The sequence below is a fragment of the Streptomyces sp. ITFR-6 genome, assembly GCF_031844725.1.
Classification (GTDB): domain Bacteria; phylum Actinomycetota; class Actinomycetes; order Streptomycetales; family Streptomycetaceae; genus Streptomyces.
Window position 1 is genome coordinate 938,814 of record NZ_CP134612.1, and the last position, 16,689, is coordinate 955,502.

Below are 16,689 nucleotides of genomic sequence, written 5' to 3' on the forward strand. Positions count from 1 at the left end.
CCTCAGCCGGTGCCGTACTCCCCGGCCGTGCAGCGCTCGCGCATGGACCGCAGATACGCCACGTGGTACTCGGCGCTCTGCCCGCTGAGCGTCGTGATCGCCGCCTCGACCAGGGGGCGCGCGGCGGCCGTGTCCGACTGGTCCAGCCAGGTCTCGGCCAGGTCGGTCAGCGTCCGGGCCGTGTTGTATGTGTCACCGTCCGCGCGGAAGTGACGCAGCGCCGTTTCCAGCCGTTCCCTGGACTCCCCGTACCTGCCGAGGCCGCGCAGGGCACGGCCCCGGTGGCGTTCCAGCAGGGCACGTGCGCGGGGGACGTCGGCGGTTCCTTCGTCCGCTGCTCGGATCGTGACCAGCACGGCGTCAGCCTCTTCGAAGCACTCGTAGGCCTCCTGGAACCGCCATTGCCGAAGCCTCAGCAGTCCGAGGAACTCCGTCGCCGACGCATGGCCCCGCTTGTGCCCCGCCGCCTCCTCGGCCCGCGCGGCCGCGAGCGCTTCCGCCTCGGCCTCGTCCCAGAGGCGCAGCTCGGTGAGCGTGTGCGCGAGTTGGGCGTGCAGTGCTCCCGCGTCCGCGCTCCCCGGCAGGTGGGCGTCGGCGAGCCGTGCTCCGGCGCGCAGGGCGGGCAGCAGCGTCTCGTGGCGGCCGGCCTTGAGCTGCAGCGGCCACAGGGAGCGGCACAGCCGTACGGCCGAGGCCGGGTCGCCGGACTCCTCCGCGCAGTGGACTGCCTGAATCAGGTTGCCGGACTCGGCGATCAGTGTGTCGAGCGCCTTGCCCCGGCTTTCGAAGGCCGGGGTTTCGCGGGTGCCCGTGGGCGCGGGGACCCGCCAGCTCTCGGGCAGCGCCTGATGCGCCGCGGATGTCGACAGATCGACGTACCAGCGCAGGGCTCGCGCCATCGCGGCCGAACAGCCGGCGATGCCGTCCTCCCGCACGGCGACGGACTCGGCATGTCCGCGGACCGCCGCGCGGTAGTGGTAGCGGGTCCGGCCGTCGGCAGTGGTGTTGCGCTCCAGCAGGAGCCCGTCCGCCAGTTCCTCCAGCCGCCGCTCGGCGTCCTCCGGCGTCACCCCGGCGACACGGGCGGCCACCGCGGCGTCCAAGGCGGGCCATTCGCGTACCGCCAGCAGGCGGTACAGCCTCGCCGTCCCCGGGTCCAGCGTGCCGTAGGTGTCCTGCGCCGCCGCCCGTACCGGGTCGCCCCCGGCCGGTGTGCCGGAGACGGCCCCGGTGAGGCGGGGCGCCGCCGCGCGCAGGGCGTACGGCGATCCGCCGCACCGGGCGAGGACGGAGGGCAGGGTGGCGCGGGCCGCGGCGATCGCCGGCTTGTCCAGGAGCTGGGTCAGCAGCCGTACCGCGTCCTTGTCCGCCAGCGGGCCGACGGGAACGCGCACCGCGTCAAGGCCGGGAAACGGGCTGCGGGCCACCACGATCGTGAACACGGCGGGCGCGGAGGTGAGAAGCGGCCGGATCTGGGCGGCCGAGTGGACGTGGTCGAGGACGATCAGCAGCCTCAGGTCCGCCACACAGCCTCGGAAGAACTCGTTCAGCTGGTCGGCGGCGGTCGGCATTTCCTCGTCCGGCACGCCGAGTTGGCGCAGCAGGCCACGCAACACGGCCCCCGTGCCGCGCGCGGCGGTCGTGCCGCCCGCCAGATCCGCGTAGAGCTGGCCGTCCGGGAACAGGCCGGCCTGGCGGACCCCCCAGTGCACCGCCAGCGTGCTGGTGCCCATGCCCTCAGCGCCGTGCACCAGGGCCAGCCTCGGGGTGCCGTCCGCGCGCCGCGACGCCTCGCGGTCGAGGCTCTTCAGCGCCTCCTTGCGGTCGGTGAAGAACCTTGTGGAGGCGGGGAGACCGGGCTGCCCGGCTCGCGGCGTGAAGCCCGCTGCCCCGCCCCGGCCCGTACCGCTCACCCGGCTCGCGAACGCCGTCCAGGAGGAGGCGAGCCCTGGGTCCTGGCGGAGTCGCTCCGACACCATGAGGGCGACCGCGTCGAGTTCGCCGGGTGCGACGGGCGCCGGGGTCTCTCGGCCGACGATGCGGCGGACGTATCCGCCGGTCGACTCCCACGCCCATCTTCCGGCCTCGTTGGCCATTCCCGAGCCGACCGCACCGAGCACCGCCGAGACGGCTGTCAGCGAAATGGGATCCAGCATGTGGCGCACTCCCCGTTCCCGGTGTTCCGCGCGATGCGCCCTCCCCGGCACCGCCGCTGCCACCGTGCAGACGCAATCTACCGAGTGGGACGGCGAGCCGTGTGCTCACCGCGCCCCCAGGACGGGGAGTTGGCCGGTCCGACGCGCACCACGAGCTCATGGAGTCGCACGGCGGTCGGGGCCGAGAGCTGTCTGTCCCGGGGTCACGGCGCCGTGAAGTACTCCGGGAAGCGGGGGCCCATCCACGGCTTGCGCCTCCAGGCCAGGACCCGTCCCCTGGCCATGGCGCCCGCCGGGTTGCTGCGGCCGAGTGCCATCAGCGGGAACGTGACCGGCTCGATGGAAATCGTGCAGTCCGGGTGGTCCGGCGGCCGGTGGTCCACCGCCACCGCGCCGTCGGTGAACATCACCCCGAAGCGGCCGCCGCCCCACAGCCGGACCGTGTAGCGGGCGGTGAGACCCGCCGTGGCCCGGTCGTCGGTCACCCGGGGCATGGCCTCGACTAAGAAGGGCAGGGCGAGCCCGGCCCTGACCCGGTCGGCCATGTGCGGGCGCCGCAGTGCCCGCGCCAGGTCGTAGCCGTGGCCCAGCATGTGCGTCAGGAGGTACGGGCCGAGGACGGCGCGGTTCATCGGGCCCATCGGCGTCATCAGTGTCCCGTCCGAGGAGTGCTCGGCCGCCGCGTCGAGGAACGCGGCGGTCTGCGACACGATCATCGCGGCCAACGGCTCCGCCGCCCGTTCGCCGAACGCCGCGAGGGCCCGTTCGTTGGCCTCGGCCAGACCCTGCGGGGTGCCGTCCCCGTAGTCGCGCGGGCGTCCGGCGGCCACGTCGGCCATCAGCTGGTTGGCCTGCGCCAGATGTGCCGCCGCCTCCCCCACGGTCCACTCGGACCTGGGCACCGGCAGCCCGATGCCGGGGGCGGCGCGCAGCAGCGCGGCGATCTCGGCGGCCGTCTCCCGTATCGCGTCGGCCAGTCCTTCGGGCAGTCTGCCCCGTGCCTCGTGCCCCGCCACCGGCTCCACCCTGCTACCCGCCCTCGTGAACGCCGTGCCCGTCACGTACGCCTCGTCCGGCACACGCAGCGCACGGCTGTCGCACGTGTACGAACGTCGCGCATGTCAGTTACCTGCGGGTACACGAGAGCAGTACAAGGCCACCTCGGGCAAGAGGCCGAGGTGCACTGTTCGAACCCCTCTACGATCGAGCACGTGTGCGCAAACGTGATCGTCGCTGAAGACGACGAGAAACAGGCCGAACTCCTCCGCCGTTACCTGGAACGGGAGGGCCACTCCGTCACGCTCGTCGGCGACGGTCTCGCGGCCCTCGACCTGGTCCGGCAACGGGAGCCCGACCTGCTGGTCCTCGATGTGATGATGCCTCGTGCCGACGGTCTGGACGTGGTGCGTGTCCTGCGCGCCGAGTGCCGGGAGTTGCCGGTGCTGATGCTGACGGCCCGCACGACCGAGGACGATCTGCTGCTCGGGCTCGATCTGGGCGCGGACGACTACGTGACCAAGCCGTACAGCCCGCGTGAGCTGATGGCCCGGGTCCGTACGCTGTTGCGACGCAGCCGTCGCGTCACGGGCGCAGAGCCGGACGACGACCCGACTCTGACGGTCGGTTCGCTCGTCGTCGATCCGGCCCGGCATCTGGTTTCGATCGGCGGTGAACCCGTCGAATGCACCCCCGGTGAGTTCAGGATCCTCGCGGCGCTCGCGGCCGAGCCCGACCGGGTCTTCTCCCGGCAGCAACTGCTCGCGGAACTGCACGGATTCGACCGGTACATCAGCGACCGAACGGTCGACGTGCACATCATGAACCTGCGCAAGAAGATAGAACCCGCCCCGCGCCGGCCGACCCGGCTGCTCACCGTCTTCGGTGTCGGGTACAAGCTGACGGACCCGGCGAAGGCGGCGGCACGTGCGTCGTCGTAGCGGCGGGGGACGGGCGCCCGGCTCCGTCCAGCAGGCGGCGGACGCCGGACAGCGGGCGCGGCTGCCGCTGCGCAAGAGCCTCTTCGCCCGGCTGCTGGCCGTCTCGGCGCTCGTGGCGGCATGTTCGGTGGCTGCCACCGCCTGGCTGGCCGTGCAGACGACGTCCGGCGCGATCCGGCAGGAGCAGGGGCAGAACCTCACCGCCGACGCCCGGATCTACCACAGCCTGCTCGGATACGCGGCGGCTCATCCCACCTGGGTCGGCGTCGGGAAGACCGTGCGCGACCTGGCGAAGCAGTCCGGCCGGCGGATCGCCCTGACGACGGAACGGCGCGCTCCGCTCGCTGACTCGGCCGATCCGAAGTCGGCGGCGGCGCTGCCGGCGCAGGCCTCGGCGATCGTCGATCCGCTGTCGGTGGACACGGCGCTGGCGGCCGAGACCGCGGGCGCCTCAGGCGCTCCGGCCGACCGGGTCGATCCGCGAGCGGTCGGGCCGTTCCGGCTGCCCGCCTCCGAGCGGGCGGCGCTGCAGAAGACCGCGGACCGGAAGGTGTCCTGCCTCAGCGCGACCGGGATCGCCTCCGACGTGGTCCGCAGCGCGAGCGGGCGCCCCGGGATCCAGGTGGTGGGCAACGACCCCGACCGCGTCCAGGGCACGCGCTGCGCCACCGATGAACTGGACAGCCCGACCCCGACCGAGAGGAAGGCGCTCAAGGCCCTCAACCAGCTGGCCGACGCCTGCCTGAAGCGCCAGGGCCGGGCCGGCGTCCAGCTGAAGCTGGATCTGTCCTGGGGCCAGCCCATGGAACCCAGGCCGACCGTGGCGATTCCCACCGAGCAGCCGCGGGCGTCGCCCAGCCCGGCAGCGACCTATGCCCCCACAGACGCGCCCAGCCCCGCTCCGGACCCCTCGAAGGCGGCCGGGAACAGCGAGGACGACCGGGCGATCGCCTCCTGTGTCGGCACGGCCCGCCGCGAACAGCTCGGTTCGTACGTCGCCTCGCCCGCCCTGCTGTTCATCGGTGACACCGGCGGCGCGACGGTGCCCGGTTTCGATCTCTCACCGGCCAACACCGCGAAGATCGCGGGGGCGGCGGCGCTCGTCCTCGCTCTCACCGTAGGCGCGTCGGTCCTGGTGGGCGCACGGCTCGTACGCCCCCTGCGCGCGCTGACGGGCGCCGCACAGCGGATGCGGGACGGCGAGGACAGCGTGCCGGTGCTGGTCGCCTCGGACACCGAGATCGGGCGGCTCGCCGTCACGTTCAACGACATGTCCGCCCACCGCGCGCGGCTGGAGGCCCAGCGCAAGGCCATGGTCAGCGATGTCGCCCATGAACTGCGCACCCCGCTCAGCAACATCCGCGGCTGGCTGGAGGCGGCGCAGGACGGGGTGGCGGAGCCGGACCCGGCGTTCATCGCCTCGCTGCACGAGGAGGCGGTGCAGTTGCAGCACATCATCGACGACCTCCAGGATCTGGCCCAGGCCGACGCGGGCGCGCTCAGACTGCACGCAGAGCCGGTACGGATCGAGGAGTTGCTGGGCCAGGTCGCCGCCGCGCACCAGGCCCGCGCCGAGACGTCCGGGGTGGCGCTGACCGTGCTGCCCGTGGCCCCGGACCACCCGGTCCCGGGGCTGACGGCCGACCCCGTCCGGCTGCGCCAGGCCATCGGCAACCTGGTCTCGAACGCGGTACGCCACACCCCGTCCGGCGGAAGCGTCACCCTGCGCGCGTACGGCTCCGAGCCCGGCGACGCGGTTCTGGTGGACGTCGCGGACACGGGCAGCGGCATATCCCCGGAGGACCTCGCCCATGTCTTCGACCGCTTCTGGCGCGGCGAGAAGTCCCGCAGCCGGCGCACGGGAGGCAGCGGACTGGGGCTGGCGATCGTACGGAAGCTCGCCGAGGCGCACGACGGCACCGTCACCGCGGTGAGCGTGCCGGGGCAGGGGTCGGTGTTCACGCTCCGCCTCCCGGCCGACCGCGTCCCGGCTCACGACCTGAACGGGTCCGGGCACGAGTCCGAGCACGGGCCCGAGCATGGTTCCGAGGGCGGGCCGGAGCGTGGTTCCGAGCGCGGGCCCGAGCATGGTTCCGAGCACGAGTCCGAGCTGCCCTGATGCGATGAACACAGCGTCCTGACAGCTTCTTCATAACTCCGGGACAGCCTGTCAGCACGCCTCGCGCCGCGGTGCGATTCCGCACCGCGGCGCCTTCGGGGCCGTCCTGAACGGAGCCATATACATGTCCCTGCGCTCGTCCTTGCGTACCACCGTCCTGGCCGCTGTGGTGGTCGGTGCGGTAAGCGTCCCCGCCGCCTCGGCCTTCGCCGACTCCTCCCCCACCCCCTCGCCCGCGCGGCCGACCAAGGCGGCCACTCCCTCCGAAGCGCCCTCGGCCGCCCCCGCCACCGCGGCACCGACCAGGGCCCCGCGCGGCGGAGTCGCGGCGGGCGAGCGCCCGGCCGGCACGTCCGGTGACAACACCGCCGCCGTCACGGGGTCCGCCGTGGCGGCCCTCCTGGTCGCGGGCGCCGGAACGGTCGTCCTGCGCCGCCGCTCCACCGGCCGTCGCAACGGCTGACCAACCCTCAGCCGATAGAGCCGGCAGTGGCGCCGTCCTGCATCAGGACGGCGCCACTGTCGTCGGCCGATCACTTCTGGAGTCCGTCCTCATGTCCCGCACGCCCCAGATATCCCGCACGCCCCAGTTCCTCCGGCGTACCGCACTGCCGGTGTACGCCTGCCTCGCGCTGACCGCACTGACCGCGTTGACCGGCTGCTCCGACGACTCGCCGTCGAAGTCCTCGGCCGCGGCCCGGAGCGCCGAGTCGCCCGCTGCGACCGGAACTCCCGCGCCCGGAAAGGGAACCGCGTCCGGGAAGGGAACCGCGTCCGATTCCGCGCCGCCGTCCCCGTCCACATCCGCGAAGTCCGCCGCGCCGCCCGTCCATGTCTCCATCCCCTCCCTCGGCATCAACAGCGCGGTCATGCGCCTCGGGCTCAACCCCGACGGCACGGTCGAGGTGCCGCCCGCTGACAAGGGCATGACGACCGGCTGGTACACCGGCGGCTCCGTACCCGGTCAGCCGGGCCCCGCCGTACTGATCGGCCACAACGACACCCGCTTCGGCCGAGCCGTGTTCCACGACCTCAAGAAGATCGCGAAGGGTGCGGACATCAGCGTCCGCGACGACCGTGGCGCCGAGATCCACTTCGAGGTCACCGGCCGGGAGACGGCGAGCAAGAAGGCGTTCCCGACCGCGCGGGTCTACGGACACACCAAGGCCCGTGCACTGCGGCTGATCACCTGCGACGGCGCGTTCGACGCCGAGGGGCACCCCGTGGACAACCTCATCGTGTACGCCGAGCGGAAGTGACGGGCGGCGGAGACCGGGGGTGACGAGTGTCCGGGGCGCGGCAGGTGTCCGGGGCGGGACCGGTGTCGGGGACGCGGCGGGCACCTGTTGGACGGCTGCGGTCAGGGCTCCCGGCATCTGCCGTCTACCCACGGGTAACTCCTGCTGCTTTCATGGGTTCCAGCATTCACCCGCCCCCCATGCAGCAGCAGACTCAGGAGTACCCCGTGCCGCACTCCGCGCTCCGCCGAATCTCCGGCGTGACCCTGTCCGCCACGCTCACCGCCGCCGCACTGGTGGCCGTCGCGCCGCGGGCATCGGCGGCCGACACCCCACCGCTCCGGGTGCTCACGTACAACACGTTCCTGATGAGCACCGGCCTCTACCCCAACTGGGGGCAGGCGCACCGGGCCGCCGGGATACCGAAGGCCGGCTTCTTCCAGGGCAATGACGTCGTCGTACTGGAGGAGGCGTTCGACAACACCGCCTCCGACGCCCTGACCCGCAACGCCTCCGGCCAATACCCTTACCACACACCGGTGGTGGGCCGGAGCCGGAGTGGCTGGGACGCCACCAGCGGCGCCTACTCGGCCACCACGCCCGAGGACGGCGGCGTCACGATCCTGAGCAAGTGGCCGGTCATCCGCCAGGAGCAGCACATCTACAAGGACGCCTGCGGCAGTGACTGGTGGTCCAACAAGGGTTTCGCGTATGCCGAGTTGAATGTCAACGGCGTACGTGTGCACGTGGTGGGCACCCACACCCAGTCGACCGACCCGGGGTGTGCGTCGGGCGAGGCGGCCGCGATCCGGGCGGCGCAGTTCCAGCAGATCGACGCGTTCCTCGACGCGAAGGACATCCCCGACTCGGAACAGGTCATCGTGGCAGGTGACCTCAACGTGGACTCCCGCTCCCCCGAGTACGCCACCATGCTCGCGAACGCCGGGCTCACCGCTGCGGACGCCCGCACCGGGCACCCCTACTCCTTCGACACCCGGGACAACTCGATCGCCTCGGAGCGCTACCCCGACGACCCCCGCGAGGACCTGGACCACGTGCTGCACCGCACGGGGCACGCGAAGCCGGCGGGGTGGACGAACGAGGTGGTCAAGGAGGAGAGCGCGCCGTGGACGGTGTCGAGCTGGGGGACGGACTACACGTACACGGACCTCTCCGATCACTACCCGGTCGTGGCATCGGACCAATAACCGGCGTCCAGACCCCGGTCCTTGCCGGGATCAGGCAGGTACCGGGGCCCGGGGCTGCCGGTCTCGCTTCTTGTTGCCCGGCCGGGCACGGCGCAAGCTGGGCGGGCAGGGGGATGGCGGTCGCGACGCGAGGGGGACCGGATCAGGGGTCATGTGCCCGTGTTCCGGTGGGTGCTGGCGGTCGGCCTGGTCCTGATCGGGTGTTCGCTGGGCGTGTATCTGGCCGCGCCCGGCTACCCCGAGCTACGGCAGGTGGAGCTGACGGTGCTCAACGAGTCGGCCGACGGGACGTGCACCGTGCGGTGGGCCGATCCGTTCGGGCAGGGCGAGCGCGAGGGCCCGTACCGGTGTGATCCGGAACGCGATCCGATCCTCAAGGCGCCGTACTACGACGAGGGTTCCGGGCTCGGCCGGGACAGCGGCTTCGTGCTAACCGAAGGCGCGGACCGAGGTGATCTGTACGAGCTGGACCAGGACGGCGGACCGGGCGACAAGCTGATCCGGATCTCCGACGCGCTGGTGGCGGTCGGCCTGCTCGTGACGATCGTCGGTCTCGTGGGCGGGAACATCCGGGCGGTGGCACGGGCGAGCGGGGTGAGTCCGCGGGTGATGCGGCGGGCCCGGCTGCTCAGTGACGCCGCCGAGGCGGTCGCCGTCGATCACCAGCGGGCCGTGGAGGCCGTACGGGCGGCCTGGGCGCCGTTGCACAGGGAGCTGGTGGACGACCGGCTGGCCCGGCTGCCGGTGGCGCGGCTGCGCTGGGCGGTCAGGGGGCGGCCCGGCGCCGGTGAGTGGGAGCAGGTTGGCATCCGGAGCGTGCGGGACGTGCTCGGCGCCGGGGCGTGGGAGCTGGGCCGGTTACCGGGGGTGGGGCCCCGGGCGGCCGGGCGCGCGGTGGCCGCCGCGCGGCGGATCTCCGACCGGCTGGACGCCACCGCCGCCGTACGGGTCGACCCCGACCGGCCCGAGCCCCGGACGACGGCTCTGCTGGTCGCTCTCCAGGTGCTGGTGGAAGGCGGAGCGGCCGCCCGGCGCACGGCGGTGGCGGGACGGGCCCTGGCCGAGCGGCTCGAACCGCTGCTGGCCGACGCCGAACCGTGCGGCGGGTACCGGGAGATGCTGCGTGCCGGGCCTGACCGTCGCCGCCTCGCCCGGGAATCCGTGGCGCTGCTGCGCGCGGAGCTGGCCGAGGCCGCGCGGGGCGGCCTCGCGGACCGGTTCACGCAGACGTCGGTGGACCTGTTGCGGGGGCAGAACAGCGACGCCGCCGGGCTGGCCGCGCGGGTGGACTTCGATGCCCGCCCCGCGGAGTACCGCCGGGTGCTCGTGGCCGTCACGGGCCATGGAATCGTGACGGCGGACTGACCGCGCGGGGCCCGCCCGTGCGCGGTGGCCGGACATGCAGGGCCAGCCGGCGTGCCGTGGCCGGACGCCCGGGGCCCGCCGTGCGCCGGGGGCCGATGCGCGGGGCCCGCCCGTGCGCCGCGCGCCGTGGCCGGACGCGCCGGGCCAGCCCGTGCCCCGCGCGCCCTGGGCCGATGCGCAGGACCAGCCCGTGCGCCGTCGGCAGGCTGCTCAGAAGAAGACCCCGCAGCGCAGCAGCACATTCGCGTACGGCCGCGCCTCGCCCGTGCGCACCACCAGGCGCGCATGGGCCGTGAGCGCCTTGAGTGCGTCGTGGGAGACGTGGGTGAGGTCCGGGAGGCGTTCGGCCAGCAGGCGGGACGCCGCCGGATTGGCGTCCCGGATCTCCTCGGCCGCCGTCGCGCCCTCCACCACGAGTTCGCCCAGCAGCCCGTCGAGCACCTCCGCGAACGAGGGGACGCCCGCCCGGAAGGCCAGGTCGACGACGCGGGGGCCCGGGGGGATGGGCATGCCGATGTCGCAGATCAGGACGGTGTCGCCGTGGCCCAACTCGGCCAGGGCGCCCGCGAGATGACGGTTGAGGATGCCTGACTTCTTCACAGTGCGCCGATCTCTTCCTCGGTGGGGAACGAAGCCTGGGCGCCCTGCCTGGTGACGGCTGCCGCGCCGACCCTGACGGCGAGCGCCGTCGCCACGAGGAGCGTCTCCCCCAGGCCGAGCCGCCAGGCCAGGGCCGCGGTGAACGCGTCGCCCGCACCGGTCGTGTCCACCGCGTCGACCTCGGGGCTCGGCACCCGTACGCACTCCCCGGTACGGGTGTCGGCGGCCAGTGCGCCGCCGGCGCCCAGGGTGATCACCACCGAGCGGGGGCCGAGCGCGGTGAGGGCCCGTGCCCAGGATTCGGGGGTGGTGCCCGCGTCCCGGCCCAGGATGAAGCGGGCCTCGTGCTCGTTGACCACCAAGGGGTCGCAGGCCGCCAGCACTTCGGCGGGGAGCGGGGCGGGCGGGGACGGGTTGAGGACGAGCCGGGTCCCCGCGGGGAGCACGCGCGCCGTCTCAGCGACCGTGTCCAGCGGGATCTCCAGCTGGACGGAGACGACCCGGGCGGCGGAGAGGAGGGGGCCCGCCGCCCGGATGTCCGCCGGGGTGAGCCGTGCGTTGGCGCCCGGCGAGACGACGATGCTGTTGTCGCCCGTCGGGTCGACCGTGATCAGGGCGACGCCCGTCGGCGCTCCGCCCACGAGGACTCCGGTGGTGTCGACGCCCGCGGACCGCTGCGATTCCAGCAGCAGCCTGCCGTGCGCGTCGTCACCGACCCGGGCGAGCAGCGCCGTTCGGGCGCCGAGCCGGGCGGCGGCGACCGCCTGGTTGGCGCCCTTGCCGCCCGGGTGGACGGCCAGGTCGGAGCCGAGCACCGTCTCCCCCGCCGCCGGGCGCCGGTCGACGCCGATGACCAGGTCGGCGTTGGCCGAACCGACGACCAGGAGGTCGTACCGGGCGGGGCCGGAGTCCTCGTTCTCGTACATCTGCTGCTACTGCCTTCCTTCCGTGGAGCGGGTGGCCGGGGTGGTGTGTCGCCCGGTCAGGAGAAGTCGGCCACGTTCTGCCGGGTGACGACCTTGACGGGCACCTTGACCGTGCCGGCGACCTTCTTGTCCTCGGCCGCCCGGACCGCGTTCCGCACGGCGATCTTCCCGAGCTCCTTGGGCTGCTGGGCGACGGACGCGTACAGCGTGCCGGCGCCGACCGCCTTCAGGCCGTCCGGTGTGCCGTCGAAGCCGACCACGGAGACCGACTTTCCGGCCTTGCTGCCGAGCGCCTTGACCGCGCCGAGCGCCATCTCGTCGTTCTCCGCGAAGACACCGGTGATTCCGGGGTGGCCCTGGAGGAGGTTGGTCATGACGTCCAGGCCCTTGGTGCGGTCGAAGTCCGCGGGCTGGGTGGCGACGACCTTGATGCCCGGGTACGCCTTGATGCCTGCGGCGAAGCCCGCTCCGCGCTCGCGGCTGGCGGAGGTGCCCGCGGTGCCCTGGAGGACGACGATGCCGCCCTTGCCGCCGAGCTTGTCCGCGAGGGCCTTGGCGGCGAGCTTGCCACCGGCCACGTTGTCGGAGGCCACCAGTGTCGCGGTGTCCGCCTTGTTGACGCCCCGGTCGGCGGCGACCACGGGGATGCCCGCGTCGTTGGCGCCGCGCACGGCCGGTCCGACCGCGTCGGAGTCCACCGGGTTGACGATGACCGAGTCGACCCCGGAACTGGTGAAGTTCTGGAGCTGGTTGGCCTGCTGCGAGGCGTCGTTCTGCGCGTCGGTGACGGTGAGGTCGATCCCGGCGGCCTTGGCCTCGGCCTGCGCACCCGCCTTCATCTGGACGAAGAAGGGGTTGTTGAGCGTGGAGAGGGACATCCCGATCCGGGTGTTGCCGCCGGAGGAACCGGAGTTGAAGAACGTCACGGCGGCGATGACGGCCGCCACGCAGACCAGTGCGAGACCGGCCTTCATCGCTCCTCCGCGCCCCGATCCCGGTGATCCGGGCCCGGCGGCGGAGGAGCCGGCCGAGGACGCGGCCCCGGGACCGGCCTTGCGGCGCAGCGTGTCGAGCAGCACGGCGAGCGCGATGACGACCCCGATGACGACCTGCTGCCAGAAGGCGGACACGGACATCAGGTTGAGGCCGTTGCGCAGCACCGCCAGGATCAGTGCGCCGATCAGGGTGCCGGAGGCCTTGCCGACACCGCCCGCGAGGCTGGCGCCGCCGATGACGACGGCGGCGATCGCGTCGAGCTCGTACCCCTGCGCGGCCTGCGGCTGGGCGGAGGTCAGCCGGGAGGCGAGGACGATGCCCGCGACGGCGGCGAAGAGGCCGGACAGCGCGTAGATGGCCAGCTTCTGCTTCTTGACCCGGAGCCCGGAGAGCCGGGCCGCTTCCTCGTTGCCGCCGATCGCGTACATCGAGCGGCCGAGGTAGGTGCGGGCGAGGACGAGGGCGGTGATCAGCCCCATGGCGATCATGACGAGGACCGGTACGGGCAGCCAGCCGCCGAGCGTGTCACCGAGGGTGGAGACGGAGTCGGGGAACGCGATCGGGCTGCCCTGGGAGATCACCAGGGACAGTCCGCGGGCGATCGACAGCATGGCCAGTGTCGCGATGAACGAGGGCAGCTTCCCGTACGCGACGAGGGCGCCGTTGACGAAGCCGCAGGCGATGCCGGTGGCGACGGCGAGGAGGACCGCGAGCACGACGGGCATTCCCGCCGACTTAGCCGACCAGGCGAGGACCGTCGCGGAGAGCGCGGCGACCGAGCCGACGGAGAGGTCGATGCCGGCGGAGACGATGACGAAGGTGACGCCGAACGCGAGGATCGCGGTGACGGCGGCCTGTACGCCGACGTTCAGCAGGTTCTGGGTGGTGAGGAAGTCGCCCGAGAGCAGGGACATCGCCAGCAGCAGGACGACCAGGGCGGTGAGGGCTCCGTTGTCGAGCAGCAGACGGCGCAGGCCCGGCCCGGCGGCTCCCGCGCCCGCCTTGCGCGGATGGGTGTCAGTGGCCACGGGGGCCCTCCTCGTCGTTCTCGATGCGTTCGGTGGGTTCGATGCGTTCGTTGCGTTCGTTGCGTTCGTTGCGTTCGGTTGCGGGGGCGGAGCCGACGGCGAGGGCCATCACGGCGTCCTGGGTGGCCCGCTCCGCGGGGAGTTCCCCGGCGATCCGGCCCTGGGCCATGACCAGCACCCGGTCGCTCATGCCGAGGACCTCCGGCAGATCGCTGGAGATCATCAGTACGGCGTGCCCGGAGGCGGTCAGCTCGTTGATGAGCTGGTAGATCTCGACCTTGGCGCCGACGTCGATGCCCCGGGTAGGTTCGTCGAGGATCAGCACCCGGGTGTCCGCGAGCAGCCACTTCCCGATGACGACCTTCTGCTGGTTGCCGCCGGAGAGGGTGCGGACGTGCTGGCCGAGGCCCGCCATCCGTACGCCGAGCTGTTCCGCGATCCGGGCGGCGGCCGTGCGCTGGCCCTTGAGATCGACCAGCCCGGAGCGGCTCGCCGCGCGCAGGGTGACCAGGCCGAGGTTCTCCTGCACGGAGGCGTCGAGCACCAGGCCCTGGCCCTTCCGGTCCTCGGGGACGAGGCCGAGCCCGGCGTTCATGGCGGCGGTGACGTCGTGCTTGCCGAGCCGCTCGCCGCGCACCTGGACGGTGCCCGCGTCGTACGGGTCGGCGCCGAAGACGGCGCGGGCGACCTCGGTGCGGCCGGCCCCGACGAGTCCGGCGAGGCCGACGACCTCACCGGCCCGCACCTCGAAGCTGATGTCGTGGAAGACGCCGCCCCGGCTGAGGCCGCGCACGGACAGCAACGGCTCCCCGGCATCGGTACGTTCACGGGGGTACTGCTGGTCGATACTGCGGCCGACCATCAGCTGGACGAGTTCCGCCTCCGGCGTCGAGGCGGGCACCTGGTCGATGCTGCGGCCGTCGCGCAGGACGGTGACGCGGTCACCGAGGGCGGCGATCTCGTCCAGGTGGTGGGTGATGAAGACGATGCCGACACCGTCCTCGCGCAGTCTGCGCACGATCCGGAAGAGTTTGTCGACCTCCTCCGAGGTGAGGACCGCGGTCGGCTCGTCCATGATCAGGACGCGCGCCTCCAGACTGAGGGCCTTGGCGATCTCGACCATCTGGAGCCGGGCGATGCCCAGTTCGCGGATCTTCGCCCGGGGCGACACATGCAGGCCGACGCGGTGCAGCAGCACCTCGGCATCGGCCTCCATCCGGCGCCGGTCGATGAGCCCGTACCGGCGCGGCTGGCGGCCGAGGAAGATGTTCTCGGCGACCGTGAGATCGGGGACCAGGTTGAACTCCTGGTAGATCGTGGCGATCCCGAGCTTCTCCGCGTCCTGCGCCCCGTTGATGCGGACTTCCTGTCCCCGGGCGAAGATTCGGCCGCTGTCGGGCCGGTAGGCGCCGGAGAGCATCTTGATGAGGGTGCTCTTGCCGGCGCCGTTCTCACCGAGCAGGACATGTACCTCACCGCTGCGCAGATCGAAGTCGACGCTGTCCAGGGCGACCACCCCGGGGAAGGTCTTGCGCACGCCTTCGACGCGCAGCAGTTCGACCGACTCGTCGGCGCGCGGCAACTCGACTGACTCGCTCACGCGTTGCTCCTCGGCTCGGTGGCGGACGGTTCCGGTTCGCTGGTGCGCTCGCCGCAGGAGCCGCGTACGACGAGGCGGGCGGGCAGGGTGACGGACTGCGGGGGCCTGCCCTCGACGATGTCGACCAGGGCGCGTACGGCCGCGCGGCCGAGTTCGCCGGTCGGCTGGGCGATCGCGGTGATCGGGGGCCCGGTGTGGACGAACCAGGGGATGTCGTCGAAGGCGGCGAGCCCGATGTCCTCGGGCACCCGGAGGCCGTGGGCGCGGATGGCGTCCAGGGCGCCGAGCGCCATCAGGTTGTCCGCCGCGAACACGATCTCGGGCGGTTCGGGAAGGGCGAGGAAGTGCTCGGTGGCGCGCCGGCCGCTGGCAGCCTGGAAGTCGCCCTGGCCGATGTAGGCGTCCGGCAGGGCGAGTCCGTGGGCGCTCATCGCGGCCCGGAAGGCCTCGACGCGTTCGTCGCCGGTGGTGGTGGCCGCGGGCCCGGCGATGATGGCGAGCCTGCGGTGGCCGAGCGCGTGCAGGTGGGCGACCAGGTCCTGGATGGCCCGGTGTCCGTCGGCGCGTACGACGGGGACGTCCACACCCGGCATCCAGCGGTCCACGAAGACCATCGGCGTACCGGCGCGTGCGACGTCGTGCAGCAGCGGGGAGTCGCCATCGGCCGGCGAGACGAGGAGCCCGTCGATCCTGCGGTCCAGCAGGGTGCGGACGTGGTCGTCCTGCTGCTCGGGCCGCTCGTCGGCGTTGCCGATGATCACGCTGTAGCCCAGGGCGCGGGCCTCCTCCTCGACGGAGCGGGCCAGCGCGGTGAAGTACGGGTTGAGCACGTCGCTGATGACCAGTCCGAGCGTGCGGGTCTGATCGGTGCGCAGCGAGCGGGCCAGCGTGTTGGGCCGGTAGCCGAGGGCTTCGACGGCGGCGAGGACGCGTCTGCGCGCGTCCGGGCTGACGGAGGGATGGCTGTTGAGGACGCGGGAGACCGTGGCGACAGAGACTCCTGCCTGGGCCGCGACATCCTTGATGCTCGCCATTTCCGGGACCACCTCCTTGTGGTTTCCGTACGCCTCGAAACCAGCGACCCAAGGTCGTGGAATCGATTACATGGATGATTGGAATCGATTACATGACCGAACACAAGCCCCCTCCCGTCCTCCGAGACCGGATCGTGACGCGCGGGGGCCAGGCGTGACGGGTGAGAGTGGCCGTGCGGCCCGCGCCAACGCGCGGGCGGCCGGGGAAGGGGCCCGGCGGTCGTGCACCGGGCCCGGAAAAGCAGAAGACCCCTGATCAACAGGGGTCTGAGCTGGTGTCCGAGGGGGGACTTGAACCCCCACGCCCGATAAAGGGCACTAGCACCTCAAGCTAGCGCGTCTGCCATTCCGCCACCCGGACTGGGTGATCAGCCGCGGTCTCTCGCGGCGACAAAGAAAACAATACCAGGGGTTTGGGGTCCGCCTCACCTGCATATTCGGTGGTCAGCGGGGTGCGGGCCGATCGGCCGGACGCCCGGGGC

Annotated in this window: 13 protein-coding genes and 1 tRNA gene; 6 read left to right on the forward strand and 8 right to left on the reverse strand. The window is 72.6% G+C overall.

Going from position 1 to position 16,689, the window contains the following annotated elements; genetic code table 11:
• Window positions 1-2 precede the first annotated feature (2 nt).
• The gene (locus RLT59_RS04095; protein WP_311302094.1) at window positions 3-2,156 is read right to left on the reverse strand and encodes a tetratricopeptide repeat protein; all 2,154 of its coding nucleotides are present in this window, start codon (window positions 2,154-2,156) and stop codon (window positions 3-5) included.
• 203 nt (window positions 2,157-2,359) lie between these two features.
• Window positions 2,360-3,181, reverse strand: a complete 822-nt coding sequence (locus RLT59_RS04100) for a maleylpyruvate isomerase family mycothiol-dependent enzyme (protein WP_399126828.1) — start codon at window positions 3,179-3,181, stop codon at window positions 2,360-2,362.
• 186 nt (window positions 3,182-3,367) lie between these two features.
• Here RLT59_RS04100 and RLT59_RS04105 point away from each other — a divergent pair, with 186 nt between their 5' ends.
• The 6 genes from RLT59_RS04105 (at window position 3,368) to RLT59_RS04130 (ending at window position 10,023) form a co-directional block, all read left to right on the forward strand.
• Window positions 3,368-4,093: a response regulator transcription factor gene (locus RLT59_RS04105; RefSeq protein WP_311302096.1), complete on the forward strand. Its 726-nt coding sequence runs from the start codon at window positions 3,368-3,370 to the stop codon at window positions 4,091-4,093.
• A complete protein-coding gene (locus RLT59_RS04110; protein ID WP_399124781.1) occupies window positions 4,080-6,212 on the forward strand; it encodes a sensor histidine kinase in 2,133 nt (710 codons plus the stop codon). The genes RLT59_RS04105 and RLT59_RS04110 overlap by 14 nt, the downstream gene beginning before the upstream one ends.
• Before the next feature lie 124 nt (window positions 6,213-6,336).
• Window positions 6,337-6,675, forward strand: coding sequence for a sortase-dependent protein (locus RLT59_RS04115; protein ID WP_311302097.1), 339 nt, complete (start codon window positions 6,337-6,339; stop codon window positions 6,673-6,675).
• 91 nt (window positions 6,676-6,766) lie between these two features.
• Window positions 6,767-7,471 carry a class F sortase gene (locus RLT59_RS04120; protein WP_311302098.1) on the forward strand — a complete coding sequence of 235 codons (705 nt, stop codon included), beginning with the start codon at window positions 6,767-6,769 and terminating at the stop codon, window positions 7,469-7,471.
• 206 nt (window positions 7,472-7,677) lie between these two features.
• Entirely contained in the window at window positions 7,678-8,658 is a 981-nt protein-coding gene (gene sph, locus RLT59_RS04125; RefSeq protein WP_311307611.1) for a sphingomyelin phosphodiesterase, read from the forward strand.
• A 153-nt stretch (window positions 8,659-8,811) separates the two neighbouring features.
• Window positions 8,812-10,023 carry a hypothetical protein gene (locus RLT59_RS04130; RefSeq protein WP_311302099.1) on the forward strand — a complete coding sequence of 404 codons (1,212 nt, stop codon included), beginning with the start codon at window positions 8,812-8,814 and terminating at the stop codon, window positions 10,021-10,023.
• Between the two features lie 210 nt (window positions 10,024-10,233).
• On the opposite strand, the gene rbsD is transcribed toward RLT59_RS04130, so the two are convergent.
• The 6 genes from rbsD to RLT59_RS04160 all read right to left on the reverse strand — a co-directional run bounded on the left by rbsD (window position 10,234) and on the right by RLT59_RS04160 (window position 16,568).
• Window positions 10,234-10,623 (reverse strand): D-ribose pyranase, encoded by a 390-nt coding sequence (gene rbsD, locus RLT59_RS04135; RefSeq protein WP_311302100.1) that lies wholly within the window; start codon window positions 10,621-10,623, stop codon window positions 10,234-10,236.
• Window positions 10,620-11,549: a ribokinase gene (locus RLT59_RS04140; RefSeq protein WP_311302101.1), complete on the reverse strand. Its 930-nt coding sequence runs from the start codon at window positions 11,547-11,549 to the stop codon at window positions 10,620-10,622. The genes rbsD and RLT59_RS04140 overlap by 4 nt, the downstream gene beginning before the upstream one ends.
• A 56-nt stretch (window positions 11,550-11,605) precedes the next feature.
• On the reverse strand, window positions 11,606-13,573 hold the full coding sequence (locus RLT59_RS04145) for an ABC transporter permease/substrate-binding protein (protein WP_311302102.1): 1,968 nt from the start codon (window positions 13,571-13,573) through the stop codon (window positions 11,606-11,608).
• Window positions 13,563-15,173, reverse strand: a complete 1,611-nt coding sequence (locus RLT59_RS04150; RefSeq protein WP_311302103.1) for a sugar ABC transporter ATP-binding protein — start codon at window positions 15,171-15,173, stop codon at window positions 13,563-13,565. The genes RLT59_RS04145 and RLT59_RS04150 overlap by 11 nt, the downstream gene beginning before the upstream one ends.
• Window positions 15,170-16,207 carry a LacI family DNA-binding transcriptional regulator gene (locus RLT59_RS04155; RefSeq protein ID WP_311302104.1) on the reverse strand — a complete coding sequence of 346 codons (1,038 nt, stop codon included), beginning with the start codon at window positions 16,205-16,207 and terminating at the stop codon, window positions 15,170-15,172. The genes RLT59_RS04150 and RLT59_RS04155 overlap by 4 nt, the downstream gene beginning before the upstream one ends.
• 273 nt (window positions 16,208-16,480) lie before the next feature.
• Window positions 16,481-16,568 (reverse strand) — tRNA-Leu (locus RLT59_RS04160).
• Between the last annotated feature and the right edge of the window lie 121 nt (window positions 16,569-16,689).